We start from the raw sequence: 15,325 nt of genomic DNA, 5'->3' as shown, positions 1-15,325 counted from the left end.
AGGAAAACGGACAGCAGAAGAAGGCATGTGACCCACGCCGCTCGGTTATTGGGTTTACTCCACGGGATTGACTACAATGGATCAATACCTTTACCCCGCTGAGATGGTTACTGAGTTCCACAGGTGGCCACCGTGGCGGGGTGTTTGTTTTGCATGACCGCTTGTACATCCACTAGAGGAGAAGTCCGTGTCTACCACTAACAGCGCGCCTGCAGCTTGGCTTACCCAGGAAGCTTTTGACCGCCTGAAGGCAGAGCTGGACCACCTTTCCGGCCCCGGCCGTGCGGAAATCGTCCAGAAGATCGACGCTGCGCGCCAGGAGGGTGACCTCAAGGAGAACGGCGGCTACCACGCTGCGAAGGAAGAGCAGGGCAAGATCGAGGCCCGCATCCGCCAGCTCACAGTCCTGCTCCGCGATGCCCACGTTGGCGAGTCACCGGCCGACGACGGAATCGTCGAGCCCGGCATGATCGTCGTCGCCCGCATCGCCGGTGACGAGGAGACCTTCCTGCTCGGCTCCCGCGAAATCGCCGGCGACTCCGACCTGGACGTCTTCAGCGACAAGTCCCCGCTCGGTGCCGCGATCATGGGTCACAAGGAGGGCGACAAGCTCAGCTACACCGCCCCCAACGGCAAGGACATCTCGGTGGAGATCATTTCCGCCAAGCCCTACTCGGGCTAACACCGCATCAGTCCGCGGTCGCAGCAAACGCACGACGCCGGCCTCCCCACTTTCGGGGACGGCCGGCGTCGTGCGTTAAGACGCGCTCTAAGAAGCGTTAGAGGAATGTCAGCGCCGGGATGCCCGCGCCCGGAGCACGACGGCGGCCAGGACCCCGCCTGCGGCGCCGCCGAGGTGGGCCTGCCAGGACACGTATCCGGCGATGTTCGGAATGATCCCGAAAAGGATGCTGCCGTAGGTCAGGAACAGCACCACCGAGAGAAGGATCTGCCACCAGCTGCGGTTGAAGAATCCGCGCACCAGGAGAAACGCGAACAGTCCGAAGACCAGTCCGGACGAGCCCACGGTGACCCCGCCGGCGCCAATCAGCCAGACGGCCAGCCCGGAGCCCAGCCAGCTGCAGGCAACGGCCGTGAGGAAGACCCGGAGCCCGGACAGAAACACCAGGAACCCGAAGATGATGAGCGGCAGTGCATTGGACAGCACGTGGTTCAGGTTGGCGTGCAGCAGCGGGAAGGTGAACACGTCCAGGATGCCGTCGGCGCTTCTGGGCCTGAGCCCGAAGACGCCGTTCAGCGAGTGCAGCAGCACCGTGTTGAGCAGTTCGATGGCGAACAGGAGCGCCACGAACGATCCCACCACCAGCAGCCCGCCCCTGGCACGGGCGGCGGCCGTTTCCTTGGTGGCGGGCGCCTCTCCCCGGCTGTCCAGCATCGCGTCTCCTAGTGCACCACGATTGGCTGGAAGCCCTCGGCGCGCAAGGCTCCGAGAACCTGTTCGCCGTGCTCGTGGCCCTTGGTCTCGAGGTTCACCGTGATGGAAACGTCGCCCATGCTGATGGAGCCGCCAACGCGGGTGTGGTCCAGGCCCGTCACGTTGGCGTCGTTCTCGGCGATGATGCGGGCAATCGTGGCCAGCGAGCCCGGGCGGTCATCAAGCATCATCCGCACGGTCATGTACCGGCCGGCGGCGGAGAGGCCGCGCTGGATCACCTTGAGCATCAGCATGGGGTCGATGTTGCCGCCGGACAGGACGACGGCGGTTGTTCCGGGGTTTTCGATCTTGCCGTCCATGAGGGCTGCCACGCCCACCGCACCGGCAGGCTCAACCACCATCTTGGCGCGTTCCAGCAGGAAGATCAGGGCCCGCGCCAGGGAATCTTCGCTGACGGTGACCACATCGTCCACCAGTTCGCGGATGATGCTGAACGGCAGCTGGCCGGGCCGGCCCACGGCGATGCCGTCGGCCATGGTGGAAACTTTCTTGAGCGGCACCAGGGCGTCCGCTGCCAGCGACGGCGGGTACGCGGCAGCGTTTTCTGCCTGCACGCCGATGATGCGGATGTCGCGGCCGAGTTCCTTGGCGCGGGCCTTGACGGCCACCGCGACGCCGGCCAGCAGGCCACCGCCGCCGACGCCCATCAGGATGGTGTCGACGTTGGGCACCTGCTCGAGGATCTCCAGCCCCAGGGTGCCCTGCCCGGCCACGACGTCCACGTTGTCGAAGGGGTGGACGAAGACCGCTCCGGTATCGTCGGCATAACGCTGGGCCTCTGCCAGCGCCTCATCCACGTTGTGTCCGTGCAGGACCACCTCAGCGCCGTGGCTGCGCGTCGCGGCGAGTTTGGGCAGTGCCACGCCCAGCGGCATGTAGATGCGGGCCTTGATGCCCAGGCTCTTGGCGGCGACGGCCACGCCCTGGGCGTGGTTGCCGGCGGAAGCCGCCACCACGCCGCGCTTCTTGTCCGATTCGGAGAGCCGCGCCATCCGGACGTAGGCGCCGCGCACCTTGAAGGAGCCGGCGCGCTGCAGGTTCTCACACTTGAAGTAGACCTCGCCGCCCACCATTCGGCCCAAAGCCCGGGAGGACTCCACCGGGGTCCGCGCAATAATCCCGTCCAGCAGCTTCTGCGCCTCAAGGACATCGTCCAGCGTGACGGGAAGGCTTTCGGGGGTGTTCACGAGCTATTCTCCTTTGGGTGATTCGACGTCGGCACCGGGAGCGGACTTGCCGCCCGGGGTGCCGTGTTCAGTGCCGGCAGCGTTGCCGTGGCCGGAATGCGAGCCCGGCAGCCGGGCTTCCTTGAAAGTGTTGTCCTCTTCGGCAGAGGCCAGGTCTGCGGTACCCGCGGCAGCCGGCACAAGCTCATGTTCCCACGTTCTGCCAGCAATATACCGAATCGCCGAATTTGCTACGGCGAGGATGGGGACCGAGAACAGCGCCCCGGGGATGCCGGCGAGGTAGGAACCGGCAGCAACGGCCAGGATCACGGCCACCGGGTGCAGGGCGACAGCCTTGCCCATGACCAGCGGCTGCAGGATGTGGCTTTCCAGCTGCTGCACCAGCAGCACGATGCCCAGCATGATCAGGGCGTTGACCGGGCCGTTGGCCACCAGGGCGAGCAGCACCGCGATGGCACCCGTCACCAGGGCACCCACCACGGGGATGAACGAGCCGATGAAGACCAGCACGCCCAGTGGCAGGGCAAGCGGGACACTGATGATCGCCGCGCCGACGCCGATGCCCACGGCATCCACGAAGGCCACGAACATCTGGATCCGCGCATAGCTGACCATTGACGCCCAGCCGCGCCGCCCCGCGCCGTCGGCGGGGATCCGCGCCTGCCGAGGAAGGAGCCGGACCAGGAACGCCCAGATGCGGCCGCCTTCGAGGAGGAAGAAGATCAGGATGAACAGGGCCAGCACCATCCCGGCGGCAAAATGCCCGGCCGTGCTGCCGAAGGAGAGTGCCCCGCTGAGGATGCTGCTGCTGTTGTTCTGCAGGGCGGCGGTGGCCTCTTGGATGTACTGGTCGATCTGCGCCGCGCTCAGGTGCAGCGGCCCCTGCGACAGCCAGTCCTGAATCTGCTTGACCCCGGTCAGCGCCTGGCTCCACAGCTCCTGGAAACCAAGGGCCAGCTGCCGGCCCACGAGGGCAAGGGAACCGGCGATGAGCCCGATGAAGGCCAGGACCGTGATGGCGACGGCGGCCCCGTTGGGGACACGCGACTCCCCCAGCCTCCGCACCACGGGGCTCAACAGGCCGGCCAGCAGTGCCGCCACCATGACGGGAATGATGAGGAAGCTGACCTTGGCCAGCAGCCAGACCAGGGCACCGGTGATCAGCAGGATCAGCCCCAGCCGCCAGGCCCATGCCGCCGCAATGCGCACGCCGTACGGAATGTCCTGTTCAAGCTCACGGTCGGTCCGGATGCGCCGCGGCTCCAGGCGTCCGAAGGGCCGGGCAGCGCCTGGTGTGCTCGTCCCGCCCGTGGCGCTGCCACTGCCTGCTGTGCCTGTCGTATTGGCTGGGTCGTCTGGTGTGGCGTCCTTTGCTGGCGTCATAGCCCAATACTTCCCTAGCCGCCCGGCTATGGGAAACGCGCCACGGCGCGACTGTGCACTGCTCCGGCTTAGGCTCCAGCCAGGTCAGCGCGGATACCCCAGGTGATGGTGAACGAGTCCCCGGGAGCCAGCCAGCGGAGGCTGTCCCCGGAGTTGAAGGCATTGGCCGGACCCGTCATCGGTTCCACTGCCACGGCCGCGGGCCGGCCCGGGTAGATACGGCTGACAAACACGTGGACGAACGGACAGGTTTGGTCCTGCCACAGACTGACGCTGCGGCCGTCCGGTGCGGTCAGCGTGTGGCGGGCGATCCCGCCGTCGAACACCAGACCCGTCAGGGCGGCGTCGAGATCCAGCTCCCCCACCGTCCGCCCCTGGCGCAGATCGCTGTCCCCCGAAACCGGCTCGGAGCTGCGCGGGATGAGCCGTTCATCCGCCACCAGCCGCGTAGTGGCATCCACATTCAGCGTGAGGTCCTCGGAGGGGATGTCACCGATCCGGAGATACGGGTGCGCCCCGAGCACGAACGGCGCCTCGGCCTCGGAATCGTTGACCAGCGTCTGCCGCACCTCCAGCCCAAGGTCCTCCGCGAGGGAGTGCTCCACGCGGTGCCGCAGCAGGAACGGGTAGCCGTGCTGGGGAAAGATGGTCGCCTCGAGGGTCACGGCAAACTCGGATTCGGCAACCAGGGAGTACGACGCGTTCCGCAGGAGCCCGTGGCTGGCGTTGTTTTTGGAGACCTCGGTGATGTCCAACTGCTGCTTCTTGCCGTTCAGGTGCCAGACGCCATCCTCTATCCGGTTGGCCCACGGCGCCAGGGTGATGCCCGTGGCGCCGGGCGGAATGTCGGAGTCCCCGTAGGACTCCGTCAGCTGGACGCCTCCGCGGCTGTACCACCGCAGCCCGGCAGCCAGCTCGGTGACCACGGCGAGCGCATCGCCCCGCCTGAGCTCGTATTGCCTGCCCGTGGCGTAGCGCTGCTGGGCAGTCTGGGAACCGCTGGCCGTGGGGAAATCGCTGGTTTCGGAAGTCGCACCGGAAGTCATGGACCTACCGTACAACGCACTCCCCCCAACGCCTGCACAGCCTGCAGGGAGCACATTCTGTTATCTTTTGTTAGAAAGTATTGGTTTTTGATCGCTTTGTGCCACAATGGGAACAGCGACAGATAGTGACCGGGCCCACAGGCTTCCAACCCACACGGAAGGAAGGAAGAACAACTTGCTTGCAACGCAGCGGCAACACCGCATCCTCCAGGAGCTCGACGCCGAAGGCACCGTTCGAGTGGCGGCACTGGCAGCCCTGCTCCGCGTGTCCGAAATGACCGTCCGGCGCGACATCGACGCGCTCGACGCCGAAGGCCAGTTGCTCCGGGTTCACGGCGGTGCCACCCGCGCTGCGGCGTTCAGCGCACTCGAACCGGGATTCGGCGCCAAGTCGGCCCGGGAAACGGAGGCGAAACGGGCCATCGCCGCGGAGGCACTCACGCTGCTGCGCCCCGGCATGACCCTGCTGGTTTCCGGCGGCACCACCACCCATGAGCTCGCGCGGCTGCTCCCCCGCGACCTCGGGCTCACGGTGGCCACCAACTCCCTCATGGTGGCCAGCGCCCTGGAGTCGGCAGGCGACGCCGGCATCCGCACCGTGGTCCTGGGCGGCCAGCGCACGCCTTCGGAGGCCCTGGTGGGCCCGGTGGCGGTACACGCCCTGGACACCCTGCATGCCGATCTGTGCTTCATGGGCGTGCACGGCTTCGACCCGAAGGCCGGCATTACCTCACCGAACCTCCTCGAGTCCGAGGTCAACGCCGCCATGATCGCAGCATCGGACACGCTGGCAGTGCTCGCAGATGCCACGAAGTACGGGAGCGTGGGGCTTGCCGGGATCGCCCCGCTCTCAGCTGTCGGCACCCTCATCACCGACGACCGGATCAGCACAGGCTCCGCCGGCCCGGCCGCCGAAGAGCTGCTCGGGCAGTCCGTCGGGGAGCTGCGGCTGGCACCCCTTACCCCGGCAGTGGCACCCCCGGCTTCCCAACTAGGTAGCAGGTCAGGGCCTTCTCAAGGCTGGGAACGCCCTGAGCTGCTACCCAGTTGGGACAACGACCCACTTACTTCCCGCCCCACCCGCATCCCGGACGGCCAGACGCCGTCGGCCACAGCGTTCAAAGGACACGACGCATGACCCACATCACCAGCACCCAGCTTTCTGACGGCCGCGAATTGCTCTACTTCGACGACGCCGACTCAACCCGCCAGCGCTCCGTTGAGGCGAGCCAGGACCGAAGGGACCTCCCGCCCCGCGGGGAGCCCGGCGAAGTCCGCTACGACGCACTGACCGGGGAATGGGTGGCCGTGGCCGCGCACCGGCAGACGCGCACGCACCTGCCGCCCGCTGACCAGTGCCCCATCTGCCCCACCACAGAAGCCAACCCGTCGGAGATCCCTGCCCCGGACTACGACGTCGTGGTGTTCGAGAACCGCTTTCCCTCCCTCGGCCCGGCCTCGGGCCCTGTGCCCGCCAACCCGGGCTGGGGCACCACGGGTCCCGCCTTCGGACGGTGCGAGGTTGTCACCTTCACCCCGGAGCACACCGGGTCCTTCAGCGGCCTGAGCGAGACCCGCGCCCGCACCGTGGTGGAGGCGTGGGCGCACCGGACGGCAGCCCTCAGCGCTCTGCCCGGGATCAAGCAGGTTTTTCCGTTCGAGAACCGGGGTGCGGACATCGGCGTCACCCTGCACCACCCGCACGGCCAGATCTACGCCTACCCCTATGTCACGCCGCGCGCCGCCGTCATGGGCGCCGCCGCGCGCAGGTTTTATGACGACGCCGGCGGGCGGCAGACGCTGACCGGCTCGCTGCTGCGCTCCGAACGGGAGGACGGCAGCCGGATGGTGCTGGAAAGCGACAGCTTCAGCGCGTACGTTCCGTTCGCGGCCCGGTGGCCGCTGGAGATCCACCTCGTTCCGCACCGCCAGGTCCCCGACCTTGCCGGGCTGACCGGGGAGGAAAAGGACGAGCTGGCCCACGTCTACCTGGACCTGCTCAAACGCCTCGACGCCCTCTACCCCACCCCGACGCCCTACATTTCGGCCTGGCACCAGGCCCCGGTGGATGACCTGCTGCGCCCCGCCAGCTACCTGCACCTGCAGCTGACCTCCCCGCGCCGCGCGGCAGACAAGCTCAAGTTCCTGGCCGGCTCCGAGGCTGCCATGGGCGCCTTCATCAACGACACCACCCCCGAACAGGTGGCCGAGCGGCTGCGCTCGGTGACCGTTCCGGCATCCCCGGCCGAGGCGCTCGCTCCGGCCGCACCGGGTTTCACCGAACCCGGCCTCACCGAACCAGACCTCATCGAAGGAGCCCACGCATGACCGCCCCCGCCACCACCACGGACCTCGAGGCCCGGTTCTCCGCTGCGTTCGGCCGCCAGCCCGACGGCGTGTGGCAGGCCCCCGGCCGGGTCAACCTGATCGGCGAACACACGGACTACAACGAGGGCTTCGTGCTGCCCTTCGCCATCGACCGGACCGCCCGCGTGGCCGTGGGGGTCCGCCCGGACTCCACCCTCCGGCTGCTCTCGACCTACGGCGACCAGGGCATCACGACGGCGGACACCTCTTCGCTGGAGGGCCCGGCGGCCAAGGGCTGGACCAAGTACCCGCTGGGCGTCATCTGGTCCCTGCAGCAGCGCGGGATCGACGTCCCCGGGCTGGACCTCCTGCTGGACTCCGACGTCCCCCTCGGCGCCGGGCTGTCCTCCTCGCACGCCATTGAATGCGCGGTGATTTCGGCACTCAATGACCTCACTGGTGCTGGCCTGGGTCCGGAGGACATGGTGCTGGCCACCCAGCGCGCGGAGAACGACTTCGTCGGTGCACCCACCGGCATCATGGACCAGTCGGCCTCGCTGCGAGGTTCGAAGGGCCACGCCGTGTTCCTGGACTGCCGCGACCAGAGCGTCCAGCTGGTCCCCTTCGAGGCCGAGGCCGCCGGCCTCGTCCTGCTGGTCATCGACACCAAAGTTTCCCATTCCCATGCCGACGGCGGTTACGCCGCCCGCCGCGCCTCCTGCGAACTGGGCGCCGAGGTCCTGGGCGTCAAGGCCCTCCGGGATGTCACGCCGGGCGACCTCGAGGAAGCCGGCGGGCTGCTGGACGAGGTCACCTTCCGCCGTGTCCGGCACATCGTCACAGAGAACGACCGCGTGCTGCAGACCGTGGAACTCCTGGGGCAGCAGGGCCCGTCGTCAATCGGCGCCCTGCTCGACGCCAGCCATGCGTCCATGCGCGACGACTTCGAGATCTCCTGCGCCGAACTGGATCTCGCCGTCGAGGCTTCCCGCACAAACGGCGCCATCGGCGCCCGGATGACCGGCGGTGGTTTCGGCGGCGCCGCCATCGCCCTGACTCCGGTGAGCGAGGAGCAGCAGGTGCGTGCCGCCGTCGTGCGTGCCTTTGCGGAGGCGGGGTACACCGCTCCGGACATCTTTACGGTCACCCCGGCGGCCGGGGCCATGCGGCTGGCGTAGCTGTGAACTCCAGACCGCGCTAGCGCGGATCCGGGCGTAGGCTGGTCGCATGCCTGAAGCAGTCATTGTTTCAACCGCCAGGAGCCCGATCGGCCGCGCCTTCAAGGGCTCTCTGAAGGACGAGCGGCCGGATGATCTGGCGGCGGCCATGGTTAGCGCGGCGCTGGCCAAACTGCCGGCATTCGACGCCACCGGGGACAGCGGGCCCGGCCTGGACGACCTGTACCTCGGCTGCGCCGAACCAAGCGGCGAGGCAGGCTCCAACATGGCCCGCGTCGTCACCATCCTCGCCGGCCTGGACAACGTGCCCGCAGCCACGGTCAACAGGTTCTGCGCCTCCAGCCTGCAGACGCTCCGGATGGCTTTCCACGCCATCCGGGCGGGCGAGGGCCAGGCGTTCGTGGCGGCCGGCGTGGAAGCCGTGTCGCGCTACCAGGACTGGGCCGGGGCTGGTGAAACCGGAGCCGGGAACCACAACGCGCTGTTCGAACCGGCCCGCCATCGGACGGCCGCACGCGCCGAGTCGAACACACCGTGGACGGATCCCCGGTTGGGGGGCCGGATGCCGGACATCTATATCGCCATGGGCCAGACGGCGGAGAACGTGGCCACCTCCTACGGGATCAGCCGCGCAGACCAGGACGAGTGGGCCGTGCTGAGCCAGAACCGCGCCGAAGACGCGATCGCTTCCGGATTCTACGCCCGCGAAATCACACCGTACGAGCGGCGGGACGGAACAGTAGTGGACCGGGACGATTCGCCGCGGCCCGGCGTGACCCTGGAAGCCGTCAGCGCCCTGCAGCCGGTGTTCCGCCGGGAGGGCACGGTCACGGCGGGCAACGCCTGCCCGCTCAATGACGGCGCCGCCGCCCTGGTCATCATGAGCTACGACCTGGCCAGGGACCTGGGGCTGGAGCCGCTGGCCAAGATCGTCTCCACCGGAGCCACCGCCCTCTCCCCCGAGCTGATGGGGATGGGGCCGGTGGAAGCCTCCCGGCAGGCGCTGGCGCGAGCCCGCCTGGACATGAACGACATCGACCTGGTGGAGCTCAACGAGGCCTTCGCCGTCCAGGTGGTGGCCAGCGCCCGCGAGCTGAAAATCGATCCGGCAAAACTCAACGTGCACGGCGGCGCCATCGCGCTGGGCCATCCGTTCGGGATGACCGGCGCACGGATGACCGCCACGCTGCTCAACGGCCTGCGCGAGACGGACGGAACGCTGGGCCTGGCCACGCTCTGCGTCGGCGGCGGGCAGGGCATGGCCGTGGTGCTGGAGCGCCTCACCTAGCTCCAGCCTTAACGCGGGAGTGGGCCCCACCGAATGGCGAGACCCACGCTGCTGGTGCTATTGAATTACAACGGCGGGCTGCCGCCTTGGTTTGTCGCTCTATTCGTCGCCGCGGAGGATGGCCAGCAGGCGAATGATCTCCACATACAGCCACACGAGGGTGACGGTGAGGCCGAAGGCGGCGGTCCAGGAGAACCGCTCCGGGGCGCCGTTGCGGACGCCTTCTTCGATGTTGGTGAAGTCCATGACCAGTGAGAACGCGGCCAGACCGATGGCCAGAATGCCGATAACGACGCCGATGATTCCGCTGCGCAGGCCGAACGGTTCAGTTGTCAGCCCTGTCATCATCATGACCATGTTCACCAAGGAGAACAGCGCGTACCCGACGATGGCGATCATAAAGAACTTCATGGCCTTGGGCGTGGCCCGGACCTTACCGCTCTTGAACAGCAGCAGCGTCACGGCAAACACGGACAGCGTGCCGACCACGGCCTGCAGGCCGACTCCGGGGTACATGGTGTCGAGGACACGGGTCAGGCCGCCGAGGAACAGGCCCTCCAACGCGGCGTAGGCAAGGATCAGCGCCGGTGACGGCTGCTTCTTGAAGGTGTTGACAAGGGCCAGCACAAATCCGCCGAGCGCGCCGACGATCATGAGCATGGATGCCAGGCCCAGGGCCACCGACAGGGTGACCGCGGCACCGACGACCACGGCGCCGAGGCAGACCGCCGTCTTGACGATGACGTCGTCGAAGGTCATCCGCCCGGTTTCGGCCGGGCCGGCCGCAGGCCGGTTGTACATCTGCTGCAACTGGTCGTTGGACATGCTCTGCTGGCCGTAGCCGGGCTGGCCATAAGCCTGCTGGCCATAACCCGGCTGGCCGTAGTTGTTGTGGCCGTAGTTGTTGTGGCCGTACGCCTGCGGGACAGGCGGTGCCTGGGTGGCTCCACGGAAATTCTTTCCGTTGAAGATCGGGTTTCCGCCAAGTGCCATTGCGGGTGTCCTCCGTCTAGGGGGTTGAGTGATGGTCCTAAAGCTCACGCTATCAATTCCTACGCACCAGCGGCAGGGAAAGTTCCGCCCGGGGACCGGGCTTTTCAGTTGTTACCGGATCGCTATCTGATGGTCAGCTCCGCCCACACGGTTTGTACTGCTTGCGCTGTACGATAAGCGGGTCAGGGTGACGAATATCACAGCAAGCCAAGACCCGCTTCACCAGCAGCGATATCCGCCATTCTCCGTTCGCAGCGGCTGCAACGAAGCAGCCGCAACCACCCCCACGTGGAGGTTTTCAATTTGAGACGCACACCGAGAGGCCTGCCTATCCGGCGGCCGGCCGGGCTGCTGAAGGTATGGGGGGCCATTGCCTCCGCCGTCGTGGCACTTCTGCTGGCCGCAGCGCCTGCAGCGCAGGCCGGCACTCCAGCTCCGACGCCACCCCCGTCGAACCAGCAGTTTCAGAACAGCATCAGCGGCTTCCTCCGCGACGACGCACGGCGCCCGCTCGAAGGCGTCAAGATCACCGCCAAGAATGGCGACTTCACCGGTGAGGCAACCTCGGCCGCCAACGGGTCCTGGCGGATAGGCGTCCCCAGTCAGGGCACCTATGAAATCCAGCTGGACGAATCCACGCTTCCCGAAGGAATCAAGCTCGCCGACGGGCAGTCGAATCCCCGCAGCGTCACGTTCAGCCAGACATCAAACCTCTCAGTCATCTTCGCCTTCGGCAAGGGCATTGTGGTGCAGCAGCAGGACTTTGGCCAGAACCTGCTCAACAGGCTCGTGGCAGGCCTGAGCTTCGGCCTTCTGCTGGCACTGGCGTCAGTGGGCCTGTCCCTGATCTTCGGCACCACCGGGCTCACCAACTTCGCGCACGGCGAGATGGTGACCCTCGGCGCCGTGCTGGTCTTTGGATTTAGCGCCATGAACCTGCCCTTCTGGCTGGCCGTCGTCCTTGCCTTGCTTGGCGGCGGACTCCTTGGCTATGCGCAGGACGCCGGGCTCTGGCGTCCGCTGCGCCGCCGCGGTACCGGCCTGGTGCCGATGATGATCGTCAGCATCGGCCTGGCCCTGGCGGTCCGCTACATCATCCAGTTCTACTTCGGCGGGGCCACCCAGCAGCTGCCGTTTGCGCAGAGCGCGGAAATCCAGCTGGGCCCGGTCTCCATCTCGCCCAACAACCTGTGGTCCCTGGTCATCAGCGCCGTCGTGATCGGCATCATCGGCATCGTCCTCCTGAAAACCAGGCTCGGCAAGGCGACGCGCGCGGTAGCCGACAACCCGGCCCTGGCCGCCGCCTCCGGAATCGACGTCGACGGCGTCATCCGCCTGGTCTGGATCGTGGGCGGTGTCCTGGCCTCGCTGGGCGGCATCCTCTGGGCCTACTACCGCCCGGGCGTCACCTTCGACATGGGCTCGCAGATCCTGCTGCTCATCTTCGCCGGCGTGACCCTCGGCGGCCTGGGCACCGTTTTCGGCGCCCTGATCGGCTCTGTCATTGTCGGCATCTTCGTCGAACTGACCACCGTGTTCGGCCTCGCGGCCGACCTCAAATATGTGGGAGCACTCTTCATCATGATCGTTGTCCTCTTGTTCCGTCCCCAGGGCATCCTGGGCCGTCGCGAGCGCGTGGGTTAGGAGACAGCCATGGACTTCGGACTAATTCTTTCCAGCGCGGCGGGCGGCCTTTTAAGCCCGACGACGGCGGCCTACGCCCTCGCGGCGCTCGGCCTCGCCGTGCACTTCGGCTACTCGGGCCTGCTGAACTTCGGCCAGGCCGGCTTCATGGCGGTGGGTGCGTACGGCTTCGCGATTTCGACGCTCAGCTTCCGGGCGCCCTTCTTCGTGGGCCTCCTGATCGCCGTCGTCTGCTCGGTGCTCTTTGCGCTGGTGCTGGGCATTCCCACCCTCCGCCTGCGCGCGGACTACCTGGCCATCGTCACCATCGCGGCAGCGGAAATCGTCCGCTACGTCGTCACCACCAACCAGCTCACGTCTGTGACCGGCTCCGCCAACGGGCTCGCCGCCTTCGAGGGCGGGTTCTATTCCATGAACCCCTTCCCCGAGGGCTCCTACTTCGGCATGAACAACCGGGACTTCTTCATCAGGGTGGTGGGGTGGGGGCTCGTGGTGATCGGCTGCGTCCTCGTCTGGCTCCTGATGCGCAGTCCCTGGGGCCGCGTGCTGAAGGGCATCCGCGAGGACGAAAACGCCGTCCGCTCGCTCGGCAAGAACGTGTACGCCCACAAGATGCAGGCACTGGTGATCGGCGGTACCTTCGGCGCGCTGGCCGGGATGATCTTCACGCTCCCCCGCGGCGCCGTCCAGCCCGCCAACTACGGCACCGAACTGACGTTCTTCCTGTGGACCTGCCTGCTGCTGGGCGGCATGGCCACGGTCCTGGGACCGGTGATCGGCGCCATGATCTTCTGGGTGGTCCTGTCCCTCACCCAAGGCATCCTGTACGGTCTCATCGAATCCGGTGCGGTGACCTGGCTGACCACGGTCCAGGCCGGCCAGCTGCGCTACATCCTGGTGGGCATCGCGCTAATGCTGCTGATGATCTTCAGGCCGCAGGGTGTCTTTGGCAATAAGAAGGAGCTGGCGTTCGCATGAGCAAGCACAGCGAAGAATCAATGGAAGCCGGCATCGACTACATGACTGATGCCCGGCCGATCGCCGTCGGGGACAACGCCCCGGGCTGCAAGAAGCGGGACGCGATCGTCGTCGCCGAAAACGTCACCCGCAGCTTCGGCGGCATCAACGCGGTCGACGTCGAGTACCTGGAGATCCCGCGGCACAAGATCACCGCACTCATAGGCCCCAACGGGGCCGGCAAGACCACCCTGTTCAACCTGCTCACCGGCTTTGACACGCCGAACTCGGGCAAGTGGCAGTTCGAGGGCCAGAGCATCGCCGGGGTGTCCTCCTACAAGGTGGCGAGGATGGGCATGGTGCGAACGTTCCAGCTCACCAAGGTCATGGGCAAGCTGACCGTCATGGAAAACATGCGGCTCGGCGCGTCCAACCAGCCGGGCGAGCGTCTGTCGAAGGCGCTGTTCAAGAACATCTGGGGCGGCCGCGAGAAGGAAATCACCGAGCACGCCAACGTCCTGCTGGAGAAGTTTAAGCTCGACACCAAGAAGGACGACTACGCGGCGTCGCTGTCCGGCGGCCAGCGCAAGCTGCTGGAAATGGCCCGCTCCCTGATGGTCCGGCCCAAGCTGGTGATGCTGGATGAACCGATGGCAGGAGTTAACCCGGCGCTGACGCAGTCACTGCTGGACCACATCAAGAACCTCAAGTCCGAGGGCATGACGGTCCTTTTCGTGGAACACGACATGCACATGGTCCGGCACATCGCGGACTGGGTGGTGGTCATGGCCGAAGGAAAGATCGTGGCCGAGGGACCCCCGGGCGAGGTCATGAAGGACCCAGCCGTCATCGACGCCTACCTGGGCGCCCACCACGACGTCGACCTCGGCGACACCGAGGGCATCAAGGAACTGGAGCAGGAACTGGCGGCGGACGAGGAGTCGATCGTCGGCACCGAGAACGCCGGCATGATCGCCGTGGACGCCACCCCACCCACGATCACCGAGGCGGGCCCGGACACCGGACGCACGGGTGCCAGCAACACAGACAAGGACAAGGAATGAGTGCCACGAGCGCGGCCCCGGCCGCAAGCAGCGCAGCCGAGGACGGCGTCGTCGTCAAAGTCACCGACCTCGTGGCCGGCTACCTCCCCGGCGTCAACATCCTCAACGGGTGCAGCATCGAGGCCCGCAAGGGCGAACTGATCGGCATCATCGGCCCGAACGGGGCCGGCAAGTCCACACTGCTCAAGGCCATGTTCGGCCTGGTGAAGGTGCACTCCGGATCCGTCGTGGTCAGGGGCCGGGACCTGACGGGGCTTAAGGCCAACAAGCTGGTGACCCAGGGCGTCGGCTTCGTGCCGCAGACCAACAACGTCTTCGCCACACTCACCATCGAGGAGAACATGCAGATGGGCATGTTCCAGCGGCCCAAGGACTTCGCCAAGCGGTTCGAGTTCGTCACCAGCCTTTTCCCCGAGCTGGGTAAGCGCAGGGCGCAGCGTGCGGGCTCCCTGTCCGGCGGCGAGCGGCAGATGGTGGCAATGGGACGGGCCCTGATGATGGAGCCGGCGGTCCTGCTGCTGGACGAACCCTCGGCAGGCCTCTCGCCCGTCAAACAGGACGAGACATTCCTGCGGGTGCATGAGATCAACCGTGCCGGCGTGTCCGTCATCATGGTGGAACAGAACGCCCGCCGCTGCCTGCAGATCTGCGACCGCGGCTACGTCCTGGACCAGGGCAGGGATGCGTACACCGGCACGGGCCGTGAGCTCATGAAGGACCCGAAAGTCATCCAGCTCTACCTCGGCACGCTGGCCGACGAGGACTAGGGACCGCACACACAGAAAAGCCCCCGTCCGGCTGGTGAACTGGTCCCCAGAAGTT

The 15,325-nt window shown here is 66.8% G+C and carries 14 protein-coding genes; 9 read left to right on the top strand and 5 right to left on the bottom strand.

Translation table 11 applies throughout. The features are described from left to right. Positions 1-187: 187 nt before the first annotated feature. The gene (gene greA / locus ACHMXB_RS02180) at positions 188-682 is read left to right on the top strand and encodes a transcription elongation factor GreA (RefSeq protein ID WP_111904101.1); all 495 of its coding nucleotides are present in this window, start codon (positions 188-190) and stop codon (positions 680-682) included. A gap of 108 nt (positions 683-790) precedes the next feature. Here the strand turns inward: greA and ACHMXB_RS02175 are convergent, their stop codons facing one another. From ACHMXB_RS02175 to ACHMXB_RS02160, 4 genes are all read right to left on the bottom strand, one after another. Then, positions 791-1,396 carry a rhomboid family intramembrane serine protease gene (locus tag ACHMXB_RS02175; protein WP_395402389.1) on the bottom strand — a complete coding sequence of 202 codons (606 nt, stop codon included), beginning with the start codon at positions 1,394-1,396 and terminating at the stop codon, positions 791-793. Between the two features lie 8 nt (positions 1,397-1,404). Further along, positions 1,405-2,643 carry a threonine ammonia-lyase gene (gene ilvA / locus ACHMXB_RS02170; RefSeq protein ID WP_111904099.1) on the bottom strand — a complete coding sequence of 413 codons (1,239 nt, stop codon included), beginning with the start codon at positions 2,641-2,643 and terminating at the stop codon, positions 1,405-1,407. A 3-nt stretch (positions 2,644-2,646) separates the two neighbouring features. Further along, on the bottom strand, positions 2,647-4,026 hold the full coding sequence (locus ACHMXB_RS02165; RefSeq protein ID WP_395402387.1) for an AI-2E family transporter: 1,380 nt from the start codon (positions 4,024-4,026) through the stop codon (positions 2,647-2,649). 68 nt (positions 4,027-4,094) lie between these two features. Continuing rightward, positions 4,095-5,072, bottom strand: a complete 978-nt coding sequence (locus ACHMXB_RS02160; RefSeq protein ID WP_395402385.1) for an aldose 1-epimerase family protein — start codon at positions 5,070-5,072, stop codon at positions 4,095-4,097. 175 nt (positions 5,073-5,247) lie between these two features. Between ACHMXB_RS02160 and ACHMXB_RS02155 the strand changes: the two genes are divergently transcribed. Genes ACHMXB_RS02155 through ACHMXB_RS02140 form a run of 4 tightly spaced genes read left to right on the top strand, consistent with a single transcriptional unit; the run spans position 5,248 to position 9,845 of the window. Further along, on the top strand, positions 5,248-6,210 hold the full coding sequence (locus ACHMXB_RS02155) for a DeoR/GlpR family DNA-binding transcription regulator (protein WP_395402383.1): 963 nt from the start codon (positions 5,248-5,250) through the stop codon (positions 6,208-6,210). After that, positions 6,207-7,400 carry a galactose-1-phosphate uridylyltransferase gene (gene galT / locus ACHMXB_RS02150; protein WP_395402381.1) on the top strand — a complete coding sequence of 398 codons (1,194 nt, stop codon included), beginning with the start codon at positions 6,207-6,209 and terminating at the stop codon, positions 7,398-7,400. Before ACHMXB_RS02155 ends, galT begins: the two co-directional genes overlap by 4 nt. Continuing rightward, the gene (gene galK / locus ACHMXB_RS02145; RefSeq protein WP_395402380.1) at positions 7,397-8,557 is read left to right on the top strand and encodes a galactokinase; all 1,161 of its coding nucleotides are present in this window, start codon (positions 7,397-7,399) and stop codon (positions 8,555-8,557) included. The genes galT and galK overlap by 4 nt, the downstream gene beginning before the upstream one ends. Positions 8,558-8,606: 49 nt before the next feature. Then, entirely contained in the window at positions 8,607-9,845 is a 1,239-nt protein-coding gene (locus ACHMXB_RS02140) for an acetyl-CoA C-acetyltransferase (protein WP_395402379.1), read from the top strand. Between the two features lie 99 nt (positions 9,846-9,944). On the opposite strand, the gene ACHMXB_RS02135 is transcribed toward ACHMXB_RS02140, so the two are convergent. Further along, on the bottom strand, positions 9,945-10,838 hold the full coding sequence (locus ACHMXB_RS02135) for a Bax inhibitor-1/YccA family protein (protein WP_395402378.1): 894 nt from the start codon (positions 10,836-10,838) through the stop codon (positions 9,945-9,947). Positions 10,839-11,186: 348 nt separating this feature from the next. Here ACHMXB_RS02135 and ACHMXB_RS02130 point away from each other — a divergent pair, with 348 nt between their 5' ends. The 4 genes from ACHMXB_RS02130 to ACHMXB_RS02115 are packed head-to-tail and all read left to right on the top strand — an operon-like array spanning position 11,187 to position 15,270. Further along, entirely contained in the window at positions 11,187-12,482 is a 1,296-nt protein-coding gene (locus ACHMXB_RS02130; RefSeq protein ID WP_395405073.1) for a branched-chain amino acid ABC transporter permease, read from the top strand. Between the two features lie 9 nt (positions 12,483-12,491). Continuing rightward, on the top strand, positions 12,492-13,460 hold the full coding sequence (locus ACHMXB_RS02125; protein WP_395402376.1) for a branched-chain amino acid ABC transporter permease: 969 nt from the start codon (positions 12,492-12,494) through the stop codon (positions 13,458-13,460). Next, complete coding sequence (locus ACHMXB_RS02120; protein ID WP_395402374.1) at positions 13,457-14,503, top strand: ABC transporter ATP-binding protein; 1,047 nt, start codon at positions 13,457-13,459, stop codon at positions 14,501-14,503. Before ACHMXB_RS02125 ends, ACHMXB_RS02120 begins: the two co-directional genes overlap by 4 nt. Next, positions 14,500-15,270: an ABC transporter ATP-binding protein gene (locus ACHMXB_RS02115; protein WP_395402372.1), complete on the top strand. Its 771-nt coding sequence runs from the start codon at positions 14,500-14,502 to the stop codon at positions 15,268-15,270. The genes ACHMXB_RS02120 and ACHMXB_RS02115 overlap by 4 nt, the downstream gene beginning before the upstream one ends. The last annotated feature ends 55 nt before the right edge of the window (positions 15,271-15,325 follow it).

It is taken from the genome of Arthrobacter sp. UC242_113, assembly GCF_044054585.1.
Classification (GTDB): Bacteria; Actinomycetota; Actinomycetes; order Actinomycetales; family Micrococcaceae; genus Arthrobacter.
The sequence above is the reverse complement of the archived record's forward strand: the minus strand, read 5'-3'. Positions and strand labels throughout refer to the sequence as shown.